This is a genomic window from Sphingomonas eleionomae (assembly GCF_049889035.1).
Taxonomy (GTDB): Bacteria; Pseudomonadota; Alphaproteobacteria; order Sphingomonadales; family Sphingomonadaceae; genus Sphingomonas.
Genome location: NZ_JBLTWP010000002.1, coordinates 615,254 through 630,280, shown reverse-complemented (window position 1 = coordinate 630,280; position 15,027 = coordinate 615,254). Strand labels below are relative to the sequence as shown.

The 15,027-nt window shown below is 64.1% G+C and carries 17 protein-coding genes; 4 read left to right on the top strand and 13 right to left on the bottom strand.

Annotated elements, in window-relative coordinates; all coding sequences use genetic code 11:
* Positions 1 to 105 precede the first annotated feature (105 nt).
* The 4 genes from ACNI3Q_RS07230 to ACNI3Q_RS07215 all read left to right on the top strand — a co-directional run bounded on the left by ACNI3Q_RS07230 (position 106) and on the right by ACNI3Q_RS07215 (position 3,005).
* The gene (locus ACNI3Q_RS07230) at positions 106 to 1,449 is read left to right on the top strand and encodes a tyrosine-type recombinase/integrase (protein ID WP_426275281.1); all 1,344 of its coding nucleotides are present in this window, start codon (positions 106 to 108) and stop codon (positions 1,447 to 1,449) included.
* Between the two features lie 48 nt (positions 1,450 to 1,497).
* Complete coding sequence (locus tag ACNI3Q_RS07225) at positions 1,498 to 1,836, top strand: type II toxin-antitoxin system RelE/ParE family toxin (protein WP_426275279.1); 339 nt, start codon at positions 1,498 to 1,500, stop codon at positions 1,834 to 1,836.
* A 4-nt stretch (positions 1,837 to 1,840) separates the two neighbouring features.
* Positions 1,841 to 2,170 carry a helix-turn-helix domain-containing transcriptional regulator gene (locus ACNI3Q_RS07220; protein ID WP_426275277.1) on the top strand — a complete coding sequence of 110 codons (330 nt, stop codon included), beginning with the start codon at positions 1,841 to 1,843 and terminating at the stop codon, positions 2,168 to 2,170.
* Between the two features lie 361 nt (positions 2,171 to 2,531).
* On the top strand, positions 2,532 to 3,005 hold the full coding sequence (locus ACNI3Q_RS07215) for a Ros/MucR family transcriptional regulator (protein ID WP_426275275.1): 474 nt from the start codon (positions 2,532 to 2,534) through the stop codon (positions 3,003 to 3,005).
* Positions 3,006 to 3,031: 26 nt separating this feature from the next.
* Here ACNI3Q_RS07215 and ACNI3Q_RS07210 read toward each other — a convergent pair whose 3' ends face one another.
* The 13 genes from ACNI3Q_RS07210 to ACNI3Q_RS07150 form a co-directional block, all read right to left on the bottom strand.
* Positions 3,032 to 3,253 carry a helix-turn-helix transcriptional regulator gene (locus ACNI3Q_RS07210; RefSeq protein WP_426275273.1) on the bottom strand — a complete coding sequence of 74 codons (222 nt, stop codon included), beginning with the start codon at positions 3,251 to 3,253 and terminating at the stop codon, positions 3,032 to 3,034.
* Positions 3,246 to 3,482 carry a DUF2274 domain-containing protein gene (locus ACNI3Q_RS07205; RefSeq protein ID WP_426275271.1) on the bottom strand — a complete coding sequence of 79 codons (237 nt, stop codon included), beginning with the start codon at positions 3,480 to 3,482 and terminating at the stop codon, positions 3,246 to 3,248. The genes ACNI3Q_RS07210 and ACNI3Q_RS07205 overlap by 8 nt, the downstream gene beginning before the upstream one ends.
* Before the next feature lie 7 nt (positions 3,483 to 3,489).
* Positions 3,490 to 4,692 carry a TraB/TrbI/VirB10 family type IV secretion system protein gene (locus tag ACNI3Q_RS07200; protein WP_426275270.1) on the bottom strand — a complete coding sequence of 401 codons (1,203 nt, stop codon included), beginning with the start codon at positions 4,690 to 4,692 and terminating at the stop codon, positions 3,490 to 3,492.
* Positions 4,689 to 5,534, bottom strand: a complete 846-nt coding sequence (gene trbG, locus ACNI3Q_RS07195) for a P-type conjugative transfer protein TrbG (RefSeq protein WP_426275268.1) — start codon at positions 5,532 to 5,534, stop codon at positions 4,689 to 4,691. Before trbG ends, ACNI3Q_RS07200 begins: the two co-directional genes overlap by 4 nt.
* The gene (gene trbF, locus ACNI3Q_RS07190) at positions 5,531 to 6,355 is read right to left on the bottom strand and encodes a conjugal transfer protein TrbF (protein WP_426275266.1); all 825 of its coding nucleotides are present in this window, start codon (positions 6,353 to 6,355) and stop codon (positions 5,531 to 5,533) included. The genes trbG and trbF overlap by 4 nt, the downstream gene beginning before the upstream one ends.
* A 3-nt stretch (positions 6,356 to 6,358) precedes the next feature.
* Positions 6,359 to 7,660, bottom strand: coding sequence for a P-type conjugative transfer protein TrbL (gene trbL / locus ACNI3Q_RS07185; protein ID WP_426275264.1), 1,302 nt, complete (start codon positions 7,658 to 7,660; stop codon positions 6,359 to 6,361).
* 119 nt (positions 7,661 to 7,779) lie between these two features.
* Positions 7,780 to 8,529, bottom strand: coding sequence for a P-type conjugative transfer protein TrbJ (gene trbJ, locus ACNI3Q_RS07180; RefSeq protein ID WP_426275262.1), 750 nt, complete (start codon positions 8,527 to 8,529; stop codon positions 7,780 to 7,782).
* 2 nt (positions 8,530 to 8,531) lie between these two features.
* On the bottom strand, positions 8,532 to 10,973 hold the full coding sequence (gene trbE, locus ACNI3Q_RS07175) for a conjugal transfer protein TrbE (protein WP_426275260.1): 2,442 nt from the start codon (positions 10,971 to 10,973) through the stop codon (positions 8,532 to 8,534).
* Positions 10,967 to 11,236 (bottom strand): VirB3 family type IV secretion system protein, encoded by a 270-nt coding sequence (locus ACNI3Q_RS07170; RefSeq protein ID WP_260021063.1) that lies wholly within the window; start codon positions 11,234 to 11,236, stop codon positions 10,967 to 10,969. Before ACNI3Q_RS07170 ends, trbE begins: the two co-directional genes overlap by 7 nt.
* Entirely contained in the window at positions 11,233 to 11,565 is a 333-nt protein-coding gene (locus ACNI3Q_RS07165) for a TrbC/VirB2 family type IV secretion system protein (protein WP_426275258.1), read from the bottom strand. Before ACNI3Q_RS07165 ends, ACNI3Q_RS07170 begins: the two co-directional genes overlap by 4 nt.
* Before the next feature lie 13 nt (positions 11,566 to 11,578).
* Positions 11,579 to 12,565 (bottom strand): P-type conjugative transfer ATPase TrbB, encoded by a 987-nt coding sequence (gene trbB, locus ACNI3Q_RS07160; protein WP_426275256.1) that lies wholly within the window; start codon positions 12,563 to 12,565, stop codon positions 11,579 to 11,581.
* Entirely contained in the window at positions 12,562 to 12,966 is a 405-nt protein-coding gene (locus ACNI3Q_RS07155; protein WP_426275254.1) for a CopG family transcriptional regulator, read from the bottom strand. Before ACNI3Q_RS07155 ends, trbB begins: the two co-directional genes overlap by 4 nt.
* A gap of 3 nt (positions 12,967 to 12,969) precedes the next feature.
* The gene (locus ACNI3Q_RS07150) at positions 12,970 to 14,988 is read right to left on the bottom strand and encodes a conjugal transfer protein TraG (protein WP_426275252.1); all 2,019 of its coding nucleotides are present in this window, start codon (positions 14,986 to 14,988) and stop codon (positions 12,970 to 12,972) included.
* Positions 14,989 to 15,027 lie beyond the last annotated feature (39 nt).

The window sequence follows — 15,027 nt, the reverse complement described above, 5'->3', positions numbered from 1 at the left end:
TTCGGCCTCGGCCGTCCGTGCCCGTCCATGCCCATCCGACGAATTGGAGGGCTCTAAACGTGGTACGCGCGGTCAAAAAACGTGGTACTTTTCAGGAGACGGACATTGCTGACCGATGCGAAGATCCGAGCCGCGAAACCGCGGCCAAAACCCTACAAAATTGCCGATGCCAGTCGGCTCTATCTGCTGGTCACCCCGAGCGGGGGCAAACTGTGGCGCTGGAATTATGACTATGACGGCAAGCAGAAGAGCATGGCTTTCGGCGCTTACCCGCGCGTGTCACTGGCCGATGCGCGCGAAAAGCGTGACCAAGCCTGGTCGATGCTGTGCGAGGGGCTTGATCCCAATGTCGCAAAACGACTGAAGATCGAGGCGAACCTGGAAGCTTCCCGGCAGACGTTCGAGCGCGTGGCGCGCGAGTGGCATGGCAATGCCAAGGCACAATGGGCCATCATCCATGCGAGCGACATCCTCCGCAGCCTGGAGCGCGACGTCTTCCCGATCATTGGCGCGTTGCCGATCGCCCAGCTCACCCCGCCCTTGATCCTGGGCGTGCTGCGAGAGATCGAGAACCGGGGTGCCATCGAGACGGCAAAACGCGTACGGCAGCGCATCTCGGCGGTGTTCGTCTACGCTATCGCTCAGGGGATCGCGACAAGCGACCCTGCCGAAAAGCTGGGCTCTGTCCTCAAGCCGCTGCGCAAGGGACGCCAGCCTGCGATCACCGAGATCGGCGCCCTGCGTGAGATGATCCGTGCAGCCGAGGAAGATAATGCACGGCCGGTCACCCGGCTCGGCCTTAGAATGCTGGCGTTCACCGCCGTCAGGCCAAGCGAGCTGCGCGGTGCACAATGGGCTGAATTCGAAGACCTCGATGGCAAGCTGCCGCTTTGGCGCATCCCTTCGGCCAGAATGAAAGGCGATCTGGAACGCAAGGAAGCAATCGATGGGGATCACCTTGTTCCTCTGACCCCACAAGCGGTGGCGGTGCTGCGCGCGATTTGGCCGCTCACGGGTGGGGGACCATTGGTTTTTCCCAGCAACCGGCATGCGCACCGCCCGATGAGCGAAAACGCGATTGGCTATCTGTTGAATCGGGCCGGCTATCACGGACATCATGTGCCGCACGGATTTAGGGCGGCCTTTTCGACGATCATGAACGAATGGGCGGAGCGCAATGGCGATCCGCATGACCGCAAGGTGATCGACCTGATGCTCGCCCATGTCCCGAAAGACAAGGTCGAGGGCGCCTATAACCGTGCGGCCTATATGCCCCGCCGACGCGAGCTGGCGGCGATCTGGGCCGATATGTTGAGCGAGGGCCTGCCTGATCCGGTTGAACTGGTTGGTCGGCCGGTGAAGGAAATCGGGTCCGGGTCGCGCCGAAGGCTACCCTCCCCCGTCGAGCCGGACTTTCGCTTTCCTGCCCCGCGTCGTCATGCACGATGATCGTCACTGGCCAAATGGTAACTTATATGTTACCAGAAAGCGGATGACGTGATTGTTGAGGAATATGTTCGCGAGGACGGCTCATGCCCGTTTCGATCCTGGTTCGATGGTCTTGATCCCCAAGCATCGGCCAAGGTGGCGACGGCAGTCATTCGGCTGGAACTGGGGAATGTGTCCAACGTCAAATGGATTGGCGGAGGGCTTGGCGAATATCGGATCGACTGGGGGCCAGGCTATCGGCTGTATCTGACACAGGATGGCGATGACCTCGTCATCCTGTTCGTCGGCGGCTCAAAGCGCAGACAGCAGGCCGACATCGACCGGGCCGGGGTGCTGCTCAAGGAGTATCGTGCCCGTAAGGCGGCCGACACGAAAGGCAGGAGGTGAAGCGATGGCACTGACCCGTGATTTCAAGGAAACGTTGAAGGAGCGCGTCGCGCGTGATCCCGTCTTTGCCAAAGCATTGCTGGATGAGGCTGCAACCGCGTTTCTGAACGGGGAACCGCATGTATCGCGGTTGATCCTGCGCGATCTCGTCAACGCCTCGCTTGGCTTTGAGGAACTGGCGAACGAGACGAAGCGGCCAAGCAAGAGCTTGCATCGGATGCTGTCGGAATCGGGCAATCCGAGCATGGACAATCTCGCCGCCATCTTTGGCGCTGTGCGAGCGCGTCTCGGCGTGGTTATGGAGGCTCGCGCGGTTCAGGCCGCCCAAGGCTGAAACCGAATTCTTGTACCGATCTCAAGTGGACCTGGCGCGGCTTGACAGGTGGCAATGAGGTGGGGATCGGCAGGCGACATCCGTGTTTCCGGTTCGATCGCCAAGCTCTATGTTGCCGACTGAGCGACATTCCACATCGCGGACAGAAAGCGGCCCGCTTATCTCAAGCCGACGAAGGCCAAGGACGTCCGTCACTCAGAGTTGGCGGAGAGATCAAAGCCGAAGGATTGTAGTTCGTTCCGTCAGAATTGCTGGCCCATCGTCAGGCTTTGTCTTTGCGTGACCGGTATAAACAGGGTCTGGTTGCGCCTGACACGAACATCCGTTAGCCCATCAATACAACACATAATGGGGGCCAATCATGGCAGATGATAACACTGTGGCGGATGCGGTTGAGCTTGCCGCAGAACTGACCGCCGCTTGGCTCTCCAACGCCAATACACGCACCGCCGCCGAGGATGTACCGGCGTTCATGCGCGCCATGCATACGACCATTCAGGAGCTTCGCGGGTCGAGCACGGCCGATCAGGGACAGGAGGCAGTGTCTGGGAAGTTTGAAGGCGCAGTGACAATTCGCAAAAGCCTGGCTGACCCAAACTTCATCATCAGCATGATCGACGGCAAACCTTATAAGACGCTGAAGCGCCACCTTGCCAACAACGGGCTTACGCCCGCCGAATACCGCGAGCGTTACGGCCTGAAGGCGGATTATCCAATCGTCGCACCCGCCTATGCTGAAACTCGCCGGGCACTCGCCAAGCAGATCGGGCTTGGTCGCAGGCAGGGCGAAAAGCCTGCCCCAGCGACCAAGGCGCGCAAAGGACAAACGGCCTAGACCTGTCGAGCGTCGCAAATTGCTACCTAGAGCTTGCGGCGCTTCCCCTCGAAGCCATCCTTTACGTCGTTAATCCAGGCGACCACTTCGCGTTCGCTCCAGCGCGACGCACAGGACGACAGCTTATAGGGCGGTGGGAATTGGCCTCGTTTTACGAGATCGTAGATCATCGACTTGCCCAGGCCGACACGGCGACAGACCTCGGGCAGCTTGAGGAACCGCTCCTGGCGCTCGGAAAGCTCAGCCACTGCCCTGTGCCTTGTTCATGGCTTCGCGTGCCTTGGCAAAGCCGCGATCGCTGTCGAGAAATGATTTGAGCATCAGGGGCACAAGGTCGGCAACGGCCTCGGACTGGCCATAGGTCGATTGATAGATTTTGGCATAGTCGCCGAGCGCCTCGCTCAGCTCAGGCATGATGCTGATCGTGAGCTTGACGGGCGTGCGGTCCGGCAGCTTGGGAAGCTTCAAATCAGGCATAGGGCACCTATTCGTTCAAGGGAGCGAGGATGAGATCGCGGTGGACCACAAGCCGCACCGGCGTGCCGGGCCGGATCGTGATGGTTGGCTGAATCTGGAGGTTACGCGATGTGATCTGGTCGCCAGCGCGGGCAACATTCTGCTGGGTCGATTGCCGGATGGCCTGAACGAGGTCGCTCTCCCCTGCGAAGGTCAGGTTCGCGCCAAGCCCCAGCAGGGTTGAGATGCCGACGCCTTTCAGAAGCGTCCAGCTGTGGAAATTGACCTTGTCCTCCAGCCCCGCATAGCCGGCCGGGTCAGTTGCAGGCTCATTGTCGAGGGCAAGTGAGCGGCCATCGGGAAAGAGGAGGCGCTGCCAGACGACGAGGGCGCGGCGCTGGCCAAAGGCGACAACCGAATCATAGCGCCCGATCAGGCGCGCGCCTTGCGTGATCAGGGGGATTCGGCCGGTCGCAGTGTCGAAGACGGGCTCGGTGACCTGTGCGGTAACCAGACCGGGCAGGTCCGACCGGAGCCCGGTGATGAGGCTCGCTGCGATGACGCTACCAGCGGACAGCAGATAGGGCGATGCTGCCGGACGGATCCTGTGCGGACTGATGCCGCCGCCATTGTCCGATGCCTGCAGGAAGTCCATCTTGCGCTGCTGCGCATTGGGATCGCGCTCAAGGTCTAGCGGTGATTTTGGGGTATCGGCCATCACCGGCGTGGGCACGGCCACTGGCGCCAGAGCCTCGTCCGCTACAGCCCGGGTGCCCGTCGCAACCAGCAGGGCTGATTCGCGGGCTGCCTTGCGCTCCGCCGCCGCCTGTTCCCGTGCCGCACGCGCCGACTGTTCCTGTGCGTCCGGTTGTGCGGTCATGTCCGCCGCCATCGACTGCTGGTGCTTGAGGATCGGCCGCCCAAGATCGCCGGGGAGCGGTGGTCCCAGCTTGGGCGCGTCGGCATAGCTCAGCGGTAGATCGTCCAGCGCGTCGCTTGGCGCCTTGGCCGGCTCGGCAAGATCATTGGGCTGGTCCGTCAGCTTGAAGCTCGGCGGCGACAGCGCAAGCCAGGCCGTCAAGACGATGGCGAGGATGGCGACACCGGCAAGGCCGATCACCAGCCCGCGCTTGAAGCGGATGGTAGGTACTGGCTGGGCACGAAGGACGAGACTTTCCGGATCGACCTTCGCCGGCGGTGCTGTGTCGCCGGAGGGGATGGCATCCGTCATGACGTCCTCCGCCCGGCTTTACTGATCCGAACAATTTGCTGGCGCTTGGTGCCGAGCCGCAGCTCTGCCCTGTCGAACAACCGGTCGACGACATAGAAGCGGCCACGCAGCCGGTAATTGACCAGCTGCGCCTCCCCGTTCGGATCGAGAAGAAACAGCGGCGGGGCCTCGCCCTGGCCAAGCGAGGGCGGGAATTCGATAAAGGTCTGCCTCCCGTCATCAAAGGCGCGAAGCGGACGCCAGGGCGGGCGATCGCCTGAAATCTGGTAGGCGAAATCGAGCCGTTCGACCTCAAGGCCAGTAGCCACCGGCGCGGCGGCCGCCGCCGCTTCCTGCGCGCGGCGGATCGCCAGCAGGGCATCCTGGGGATAGCTCCAGGACAAGGCCGCCATCGCCGACCCGCGCGTGCTGGCAAGCGCAAGATGATAGGTTCGCCGATCCGTGGTGATGACAAGATTGGTGCTGAGCCCTGAGGAGAAAGGCTTCACCAGAATATGGACCTGCTTATGAGGCCCAGTGCCACTTGCCGTGTCCCCGATCACCCAGCGGACCGTATCGCCGCTTGCCACGGCAACCAGGGTCTCGCCCGGCTGAAGCGCAATATCAGTCACGCGTTCGGGGGCGGTATAGACCTGGTAGATCGTGCCTGCGGCAAAGGGATAGACCGCACTTGCGTTAATGAAGTCAGCACCTCGAGGGTCGATAGTTGCCTGGGCGTTGGCAGCGCGGATTGCCGCGACACCGGACCGGGATGGGTTGGCAGACGTTGACGGATTGGACTGCGCAGCAACCGGGCTGGCGATGAGCGCAGCCAGGGCGGATAGGGCAAGCGGACGGGTCATGGCCTGTTCTCCTGGAGCATATTGGGGGCGGGATCGGCCCCGAGGGTCGGGTCGAGGGGCGATCCGCGCGGCACGCCTGAAACGTCTACCGGCGGCTCGGCCGATTGAGGCGCGGACGATGGCGGTGGGGTGGGTACGGGGTCGAGCTCACGGCTCCAGTCGATGGCATCGACATAAAGGCCGAGCGGATTGCGGCGCAGGGTCTCGGCCGAGCTCGGGCCCTTGCGCATCACGGTCAAAATGCCGGTCCAGTTAGACGTGCCGGTCCGATTACCGCGCTCATAGACGGTTTCGGTCCATTTGACCTGGAAGGAGCGGTCCGATGCGCGAACGACGCTCGTTACCTGGACGGACACCGCCCGCTCGCCCACTCGCCCGAACGGATCGGCGGTGCGCGCATAATCGCCCAAGAACTGCGCACCGCGCCGGGTGACAAAATCATAGGCGGAAAGCCAGTCCTGGCGCATCAGCACCGGATCCAGCGAAACCGAGCGCACCTGCTCGATAAAGCGCGCAAGGTGCCAGGCGACTTGTGCGTCGCTTGGCTGATAGTCGCGCTCGGCTTCGCTCACTGCCCTTGCCTCGCCCAGGCGGTCGACCGCGACGACATAGGGGACGACCCTGCTCTGCAACGACTGCCAGACAAGCGCTGCCGACATGGCGGCGGTGAGACCCAGGCCGCCAAAGGCCATCAGCCGCCAATTGCGTGCCTGCACCCGCGCCGAACCGATACGCTCATCCCAGATCTGGCCGGCGCGCTGATAGGGGGTTTCGGGTTCCGGGGTACGCCCATAGCGTTGGACGCTTCGCTTGAAGCGCATGGCCTATTCCTCCTTTTCCTTGATGTCCGGTGTTGCCGAGGCACCGCCGCGATCGCCCTCCTTGAGGGCCTGGATGGCGATATGGCGGTGATGCCGCGCGTCCTGCTGGCGCCGCATGGCCTGCGCCCAGGAGGGCGCCGCAGCCTCGCTCGATGCGGCCATGGGCTGGGCACCGCCAGTGCCGCCAAGGGCTGCCCAGGCCGACGCCCGACCCGATTCGGCGGCGGCCTTGAGGCCCAACGCCGATCCGGCGCGCTGGCGCGCCGCACCTGCGACCGCTTGGCCGACGCCCTTGAGGCCAGCGCCGATGCTCGAGGAGCCCGAAGCTTCCTGGCCAAGCGTATAGGCCGTCTGTGCCGCTGACCCCATGGCCGTCCCGGCACGCACAGCGCCGAGCGCACCGGCGCCAGCGAGCCGGGCGGCGCCGATCGCTGCCCCGCCACCCAGCGCTGCAACGCTGGCAGCGCCAAGCGCGGTGCCGACCGCAGCACCCGCGCCAAGCTGCGGGGCACCAGCGACAAGGCCGGAGGCGATACCGGGACCAAAGATGCCGAGCCCGAACAGGGCAAGCGCGCCGAGCATGAGGCTCATGGCCCGCCCAAGATCAGGCTCCTGGCTCTGCATTGAGGCGGTGAATTCGGCGAAGAAATTGGAGCCGATGCCGACGATGACCGCGAGCACCATGACCTTGATGCCGGAAGAGACGACATTGCCGAGCACGCGCTCGGCAAGGAAACTGGTGCGGTTCCACAGCGCGAACGGCACGAGGATGAAGCCGGCCAAGCTGGTCAGCTTGAACTCGATGATCGTCACGAACATCTGCACGGCAAGAATGAAGAAAGCGAGGATGACGATCGCCCAGGCGAACAGGAGAACGGCAATGGTCAGGAAATTGTCGAAAAAGCCGACAAAGCCCATCATGCTCGATGCCTGTTCAAGAAGCGGCCAAGCGGCCTCGAATCCGGTGCCGGCGAGGCGCCCGGGCTTGAGGAGATCCTCCGATGACAGCGTGCCGCCGCCCGCTGTCAGCCCTGCCTGGGCAAAAGAGCGGAAGATGATGTCGGCAAGCGTCGCAAAGCTGTTCAGGATCAGCGCGAACGCGCCGATATAGAGGATTTTCTTCAGGAAGCGGCCAATCACATCCTGTTCGCCGCCCATCGCCCAGAAGAGCCCGGCAAGGGTGATGTCGATGCCAATGAGCGTCGTCGTGAGGAACGCGACATCGGGTCCAAGCAGCCCGAACCCGCTATCGATATAGCGGATAAAGGCTTCCATGAAGCGGTCGATGACGTTCAGGTCCTGCACGATGCATGTCCTTCTCGATCATTAAAGGGTGCCGCGGGACGTGGCGGGGGGAGCATGACCACGCCCCGCGGCTGCGACGGCGAAAAGCAATCCGCCGCCGCCCTCGGGTGAGGCCCCGCCTATTGGGGCGTGTAGGCGGAGCCCGACCCGAGAAACTTCCTGGTGGCCGCTCGCCCTTCAGCCTCAGCCTGAGCGCGTCGGGCGGCCTCGGTGGCATCGGCGCGATATTGGGCGGCCATCAGCTGCTGGATCTGGAACTGCTGCTTGGCGCTAAGTGCGAGCAGCTGGTTGCTTGCCTGGGCTGCCTGCAGCGCGCCTTCGGCTCCCTGGCTGCGCGCCAGGATACCAGTGAGCAGGCTTGCATCGGCTGTGACATTCTCGGCCACCTGCGCCTGGACGGTCATGGTCTCGCGATAGGCCGACATGGCGGCTTCGAGCCGCTGACGCGCGGCGCGAATCCGGTCATCGGTGGACAGCGCCTCGCTCAATGCCTCAGGGAACAGGCGGCGAAGCTGCGCGTCGAGACCCGACATACGGAAATCGAGGCCCTGGGCCTGACCCATCAGTCGGTCGATTGCCTGGAGGCGCTCAGTAATCGCCTGCATTTCGGGAAAATCGATCGTCTTCAGGTTCTTCGCCTGGGCAAGAAGCATATTGGCTTCGTTCTGGAGCGAACGAACCTGGTTGTTGATCTGCTGGAGCGTCCGGGCGGCGGTCAGCAGATTCTGGCTGTAATTACTGGGGTCGAAGACGGCGATCTGCGCCGAGGCAGGCGATGACAGCGCCATTCCGAGCGACAGGAGGGAAGCAGCAGCAAGCGCAGCAGCAATGGCGTGCCGACGCGGCAACATGGGGATCAGACGGTGCATGGTCAGTTCTCCTCTGGGGCGTGGGGGATGGGAAATTGGCCGAGCAGCTCGGCGGCCCAGTCGAGGCCGGCGGCGCGCAGGAAGTGGCCAGGAAAGCCGGCAGCGCTGTGCTCGGCGAGCAGGGTATCGATCCGTCTTGTCCATTCCGGGCCGGACGCGCTGCACAAGGCGAGCGCGACGGGACCAAGGCCCAGCTCGAACAGGCGATTGCCGCGCGCCGATTGGAGATAATAATGGCGTTTGGGCGTTGCCCGGCTGATCAGGTCGATCTGGCGATCATTAAGGCCGAACCGGGCATAAGCCTGCCGGCCCTGCGGCTCGATGGCCCGATCGTTGGGCAGGAGGATCCGCTGCGGGCAGCTCTCGATGATCGCTGGCGCAATGCTGCTTTCCGTAATGTCGGCAAGCGACTGGGTGGCGAAAATGACCGCGACATTCTTCTTGCGGAGCGTCTTCAGCCATTCGCGGATGCGCGAGGCGAAGAGCGGATCGTCAAGAAGGCTCCAGGCCTCGTCGATGATGAGGAGCGTCGGGCGCCCGTCAAACCGCGCCTCGAGGCGGTGGAAGAGATAGTGGAGCACAGGCGCAACGACGCCCGGCTGCTGCATCAGCGCCTCGGTTTCGAAGCAGAGGATATCGGCAAAGGCGAGCGTCTCGTCGGCTGCGTCGAGCAGCCGGCCATAAGGACCCTCCATGGTGTAAGGCGTCAGAGCGACCCGGAGCGGCGCTGACTGAAGTAGCATGGCAAGGCCGGTGAGCGTCCGCTCTTCAATGGGTGCGGTTGCAAGACTGCCAAGCGCTGACCAGAGCGCATCCTTGACCTCGGGGGTGATGACGACCTGCTCATGGGCAAGCAGGCCTGCCAGCCATTCGGCGGCCCAGGCGCGTTCGACCGGGTCATCGATGCGCCGAAGCGGCTGGAAAGCGAGACCGGTCTCGTCGCCCTGGCCGCCCAGCACATGATGCGATCCGCCCATTGCCAGCACGGGCACCCGGGCCGAGAACCCCATGTCGAACAGGATGAGCTGCGCACCGGTATAACGGCGAAACTGGAGCGCGATCAGCCCGAGCAGCACCGACTTGCCTGCCCCTGTCGGCCCGACAATCAGCATATGGCCGACATCGCCGACATGGGTCGACAAGCGGAACGGCGTCGTGCCCGAGCATTGGGCATGAAGGAGCGGCGGTCCACCCAGATGCCGGTTGGTGTCCGGGCCTGCCCAGATGCCCGAGAGCGGCATCAGATGGGCGAGGTTGAGCGTGTGAATGAGCGGCTGGCGGACATTGGCATAGGCATGGCCCGGCAGCGACGAGAGCCAGGCTTCGACCGCATTCATGGTTTCGCGGACGCAAGTGAAGCCGAGCCCATTGACGATTCGCTCGACCGCGCGGCGCTTCTCATCGGCGCGGACCGGGTCGGCATCCGCCACCGTGATCGTTGCCGTCAGATAGCCAAAGGCGACATGGTCGCCGCCCAGCTCCTGAAGCGCGAGGTCGGCATCGACCACCTTGTTGTCGGCATCGCTGTCGAGCAGCTGGGCGGGCTGGTTATAGAGCACCTCGCGCAGCAGCGCGGTCACGGATTTGCGCTTGTTGAACCATTGCCGGCGGATGCGGGTGAGCGCCTGGGTCGCATGGGTCTTGTCGAGCGCGATGAAGCGGGTGGTCCAGCGATAGCCGAAATCTGCCGCATTCAGTGCATCGAGAATGCCGGGGCGGCTAAGGCTCGGAAAGCCGAGCAAGGTGACGGTGCGCAGATGCTGCTCACCAAGCCTGGGCTCGAGGCCGCCGGCAAGCGGCGTGTCGGCAAGCAAGGCGTCGAGATAAATGGGCGTATCGGGGACGGCGACAGCATGCCGCCGGTCGGACACCGTGCCGTGGAGATAGGTAAGCGTCTCGGCATCGCCGAGTGCGCGCACCTCGGGCATGAAGCCCGACAGCAGGTCGAGGACGCGGTTGGTTTCAGCGATGAAGCGGGCAAGGTCGCCGCGCCAGTCCCGCACCCCGTCATGGCCGGGCCGATCGACCATGAAACGGCCAGCGGCATCGCTGCTGTCGGCGGGCGGCAGCCAAAGCAGGGTCAGATAATAGCGGCTCTCGAAATGCTGGCCCTGGGCTTCGAAGTCGGCACGGCGTTCCTCGTCGACCAGCCAGGAGACGGGATCAGGAAAGCGGCTTTTCGGATAGCCGAGCGCCTCGCGGCGCTCGGCCTCAAAGAACAGTGCCCAGCCCGAGCCAAAGCGCTTCAGCACATTATTGGCGCGCGCCGATGCCGCGACCAGTTCGGCCTCGGTTGCGCTTTCAAGGTCGGGACCCCGAAAGCCAAGCGTGCGCTGGAAGCTGCCATCCTTGTTGAGAATGACGCCAGGGGCAATGAGCGCCGCCCAGGGCAGATGGTCAGCGAGCCGGTCGGCGCGCCGGCGATATTCATGGAGCGCTAGCATGAAAGCTCGCCTTTTTGGCGCAGGTGGCGGAGCAGCACCGGCGCGAAGTCGGGATCGCGCCGGGCGGCGAAGACGGCAAGGCTGTGGCCGATTGCCCAGATCGCAAGGCCAGCCAGCCATTGCTGGAGCCCAAGGCCGAGCGCCGCAGCAATGGTGCCGTTGACGATTGCAAGCCCGCGCGGCGCGCCGCCCAAGAGGATTGGCTGGCCAAGGCTGGAATGGATCGGCACCTCAAAGCCTTCGATCGGGCTAAGGGTGCTCATGCGACGAGCGCCCCGCCGCCAAAGCTGAAAAAGGACAGGAAAAAGGACGAAGCGGCAAAGGCGATCGACAGGCCAAATACGATCTGGATCAGGCGCCGAAACCCGCCTGCCGTCTCGCCAAAGGCAAGGGTCAGGCCAGTGACGATGATAATGATCACCGCGACAATCTTGGCGACGGGCCCCTGGACGGATTCCAGCACCTGCTGGAGCGGTTCTTCCCAGGGCATGCCGGAGCCGCTCGCCCAGGCATCGGCGGCGATAATCACCATGCCAAGCGCGATGAGGGGCATGGCCCGGGGAAAGCGGCGAGCGGAAAGTGTGTCGGACATCATTCAATCTCCATCATCGGGGGGTCAGGGAGGGGGTGAGGTCGTGAAGGCGGTAGTCGCCCTGCGCATCGAGGCCGGTGACCTCGGCGATCGTCTCGATCCGTCGGCCGGTGCCACGTCCTGCGATAAACACGACCATGTCGATCGCCTCGGCAATGAGCCGGCGCGGCACGGTGACCACGGCCTCCTGGACCAGCTGTTCGATGCGCGTGAGCGCGGCCGCCGCGCCATTGGCATGCACCGTGGCGATCCCGCCCGGATGGCCGGTATTCCAGGCCTTCAGCATGTCGAGCGCCTCGGGGCCGCGCACTTCACCGACAATGATCCGATCGGGCCGCAGGCGAAGCGTCGAGCGGACAAGGTCCGCCATGGAAATGCTGCCGGGCCGGGTGCGAAGCGCCACGGTATCGGGAGCGGGCGATTGGAGCTCGCGCGTATCCTCGATGAGCAGCACGCGCTCGTCGAGATTCGCCATCTCGGCGAGCAGCGCATTGGCAAGCGTCGTCTTGCCCGAGCTGGTGCCGCCCGCAATCAGGATATTCCGGCGCTCAACGACCGCGAGCGATAAGAGGCGCGCCATTTCCGCTGACAGAATGCCATCAGCGACATAGTCCATCAGGGTATAGAGCCGGGTGGCGGGCTTGCGGATCGAGAAGCAGGGACCGAGCGAGACTGGCGGCAACAGGCCCTCGAACCGTTCCCCTGCCCCTTCGCCATGCGGCGGCAGTTCAGCCGACACGATCGGCCGGTCGCCATGCACCTCGGTCTTGGCATGCGAGGCAACAAGGCGGATGATCCGCTCGACTTGGGCAGGATCGAACCGAATGAGCGTATCGGTGCGACCCTCGCCCAACCGGTCGAGGCGAAGGGCCCCATCGGGATTGACCATCACCTCAAGCACCAGGGGGTCGGCAAGGGCCGCCGCGATGGTCGGGCCCATGGCGGTGCGCAGCATCGCCCGGCGCCGCCCTTCCGACACGGTATCGGACGTACCGCTCATGCCGGTTCCTCCAAATCGGGAGCATGGCCGATGCTGCGCTTGCCAGCGGCAAGCTGGCGACCGACCTGGGCAACGAACTTCTCGAACCGGTCCCGACCGACCGCGATGGCGGCGGCATCGGCATCCGGCAGCGGGGCGGTCACCATCAGCTGATAGCGGACGAACAGCGACAGGCTTTCGAGCAGGACGTCGATGTCGCGGCGCGCATGGCCGATCTCGCGGCTGATCCGGTCGAGCCTCAGTTTGAGCAGATCATCGACCTGCTTGGTCCCGCGACGCGACAGCCAGTCGGCAAGCGCATCGTTGACGAGCCGCGACTTGTTACCGGCCGTACCGGCGGCAAGCGCTTCGAGCGCGTCGCTCAGCTCGCGATCGATATAGAGGTTCTGGCGGACCTTCATGGTTCAGATCCCCGGCACAAGATCATGGTCGCTGCCCTCGTTGAGGGCATAGCCACGGGCGACCACGCTGAGACCGCGCGCCTGGTCCATCGCGCGCTGGTCGGCGACCAGGTCATCGTCCTCGGCAAGGGCCAGCGCAGGGTCCGCTGCTGGTTCCCCTTTAGTGCCCGGCGCCTCGGGGAGGCCGGGATGGCGCTGCTGCTCGAGCCCCCCTTCTTCCGCCAGGGCCTCGGCGCTATCCAAACGGCCAAGCCGTGCGTCCGGGCTGCGGACAATGCCGCTCCAATCGTCAGGGCGCACGGCAGGACGGTCTAGATAGCCACCCTCGGCGAGCACGGGCGGTGGGGCCAGCCGAGCGGTAAAATTGCGGTCGGCAAAATGCCTGAGCTTGTTGGCGCGGATCGGCGCCATGCCGGAGACGAGGACCAGTTCCTCGTCGGGCGAGAGCTGCATCACCTCGCCCGGCGTCAGGAGCTGGCGAGCGGTTTCCTGACGGCTGACCATGACATGGGCCAGCCAGGGCGCGAGCCGGTGGCCTGCATAGTTGCGCATGGCGCGCTGTTCGGTTGCCGTGCCGAGCGCGTCAGAGATACGCTTGGCGGTTCGCTCGTCATTGGTCGCAAAGGCGACGCGGACATGACAATTATCGAGGATCGAATTGTGTTCGCCATACGCCTTTTCGATCTGGTTCAGCGACTGGGCGATCAGAAAGGCGCGGATGCCATAGCCTGCCATGAAGGCGAGGCTGGTCTCGAAAAAGTCGAGCCGCCCAAGCGCCGGAAACTCGTCGAGCATTACGAGCAGTTTGTGCCGCCGATGATCGGCTGACTGATCAAGGCGTTCGGTGAGGCGCCGGCCGATCTGGTTGAGCACCAGGCGAACGAGCGGCTTGGTCCGCGAAATATCCGATGGCGGAATGACGAGATAGAGCGACACCGGCCGCTCGCCTTCGATCAGGTCGACAATGCGCCAGTCGCAGCAAGAAGTGACCTCAGCGACAGTGGGATCGCGGTAGAGCCCCAGGAACGACATGGCCGTCGACAGCACGCCGGAGCGCTCATTCTCGCTCTTGTTGAGGAGTTCGCGGGCGGCAGAGGCGACAACTGGATGAACTATCGGCGTGTGCTCGCTGCCGAGATGATTGGTGGTCATCATCCGGCGGAGCGTCGCTACGAACGGCCGCTGCGGATCGGAAAGGAAGGTCGCGACGCGGGCCAGCGTCTTCTCCTCCTCGGCATAGAGGATATGGAGGATCGCGCCGACCAGAAGCGAATGGCTGGTCTTTTCCCAATGGTTCCGCCGCTCAAGCGCCCCTTCGGGATCGACAAGGATGTCGGCGATATTCTGGACGTCGCGCACCTCATTGGGACCGCGACGGACCTCGAGAAGCGGATTGTAGCGGGCAGACCGGGCGTCGGTCGGATTGAACAGCAGGCAATGCGAGAAACGCGAACGCCAGCCGGCAGTGAGATGCCAGTTCTCGCCCTTGATGTCGTGGACGACCGCTGAGCCGGTCCAGCTGAGCAAGGTCGGCACGACGAGGCCAACGCCTTTGCCCGAGCGAGTCGGCGCGAAAACTAGGACATGTTCGGGGCCGTCATGCCGCACATAGCGGGCGCCGAGGCGACCCAGCATGACGCCCGCATCGCCAAGCAGCCCGGCGCGTTCGATCTCCCGATGCGTCGCCCAGCGCGCCGAGCCATAGGTCGTGACGTGCCGCGCCTGACGCGCCCGCCACAACGAGCCGAAGATCGCAGCACCGCAGCCGAACAAACCGCTAGCCGCCGCCAGCGTGCCAGCACGGTCGAACACGTCCGGCGCATAGGCATCAAAATGATACCACCAGAAGAATAGCGCCCAGGGTCGGTAGACCGGCAGGCCAGCGACATGGAACCAGGCGTGACCAAGCTCTGGCTGGTAGGCCAGCATTGCCGCCGCCCATTGTGTCGCAGCCCACAGTCCCACCAGGACGATCGCGAGGACGACCAGGATCTGTCCGATGAGCAATTTGGTGGGCGTCACGTCGAGGGCTCCCGCCGGTCGACATCAGGTCGATCCGAA

Bases quoted from the DNA above. Each gene is read 5' to 3' on its own strand.
- ACNI3Q_RS07220 (WP_426275277.1), top strand. From the start codon at position 1,841: ATGGCACTGACCCGTGATTTCAAGGAAACGTTGAAGGAGCGCGTCGCG.
- ACNI3Q_RS07165 (WP_426275258.1), bottom strand. From the start codon at position 11,565: ATGTCCGACACACTTTCCGCTCGCCGCTTTCCCCGGGCCATGCCCCTC.
- trbB (WP_426275256.1), bottom strand. From the start codon at position 12,565: ATGAGCGGTACGTCCGATACCGTGTCGGAAGGGCGGCGCCGGGCGATG.
- trbE (WP_426275260.1), bottom strand. From the start codon at position 10,973: ATGCTAGCGCTCCATGAATATCGCCGGCGCGCCGACCGGCTCGCTGAC.
- ACNI3Q_RS07170 (WP_260021063.1), bottom strand. From the start codon at position 11,236: ATGAGCACCCTTAGCCCGATCGAAGGCTTTGAGGTGCCGATCCATTCC.
- trbF (WP_426275266.1), bottom strand. From the start codon at position 6,355: ATGCGCTTCAAGCGAAGCGTCCAACGCTATGGGCGTACCCCGGAACCC.
- ACNI3Q_RS07215 (WP_426275275.1), top strand. From the start codon at position 2,532: ATGGCAGATGATAACACTGTGGCGGATGCGGTTGAGCTTGCCGCAGAA.
- trbJ (WP_426275262.1), bottom strand. From the start codon at position 8,529: ATGCACCGTCTGATCCCCATGTTGCCGCGTCGGCACGCCATTGCTGCT.
- ACNI3Q_RS07205 (WP_426275271.1), bottom strand. From the start codon at position 3,482: ATGCCTGATTTGAAGCTTCCCAAGCTGCCGGACCGCACGCCCGTCAAG.
- ACNI3Q_RS07200 (WP_426275270.1), bottom strand. From the start codon at position 4,692: ATGACGGATGCCATCCCCTCCGGCGACACAGCACCGCCGGCGAAGGTC.
- trbG (WP_426275268.1), bottom strand. From the start codon at position 5,534: ATGACCCGTCCGCTTGCCCTATCCGCCCTGGCTGCGCTCATCGCCAGC.
- ACNI3Q_RS07155 (WP_426275254.1), bottom strand. From the start codon at position 12,966: ATGAAGGTCCGCCAGAACCTCTATATCGATCGCGAGCTGAGCGACGCG.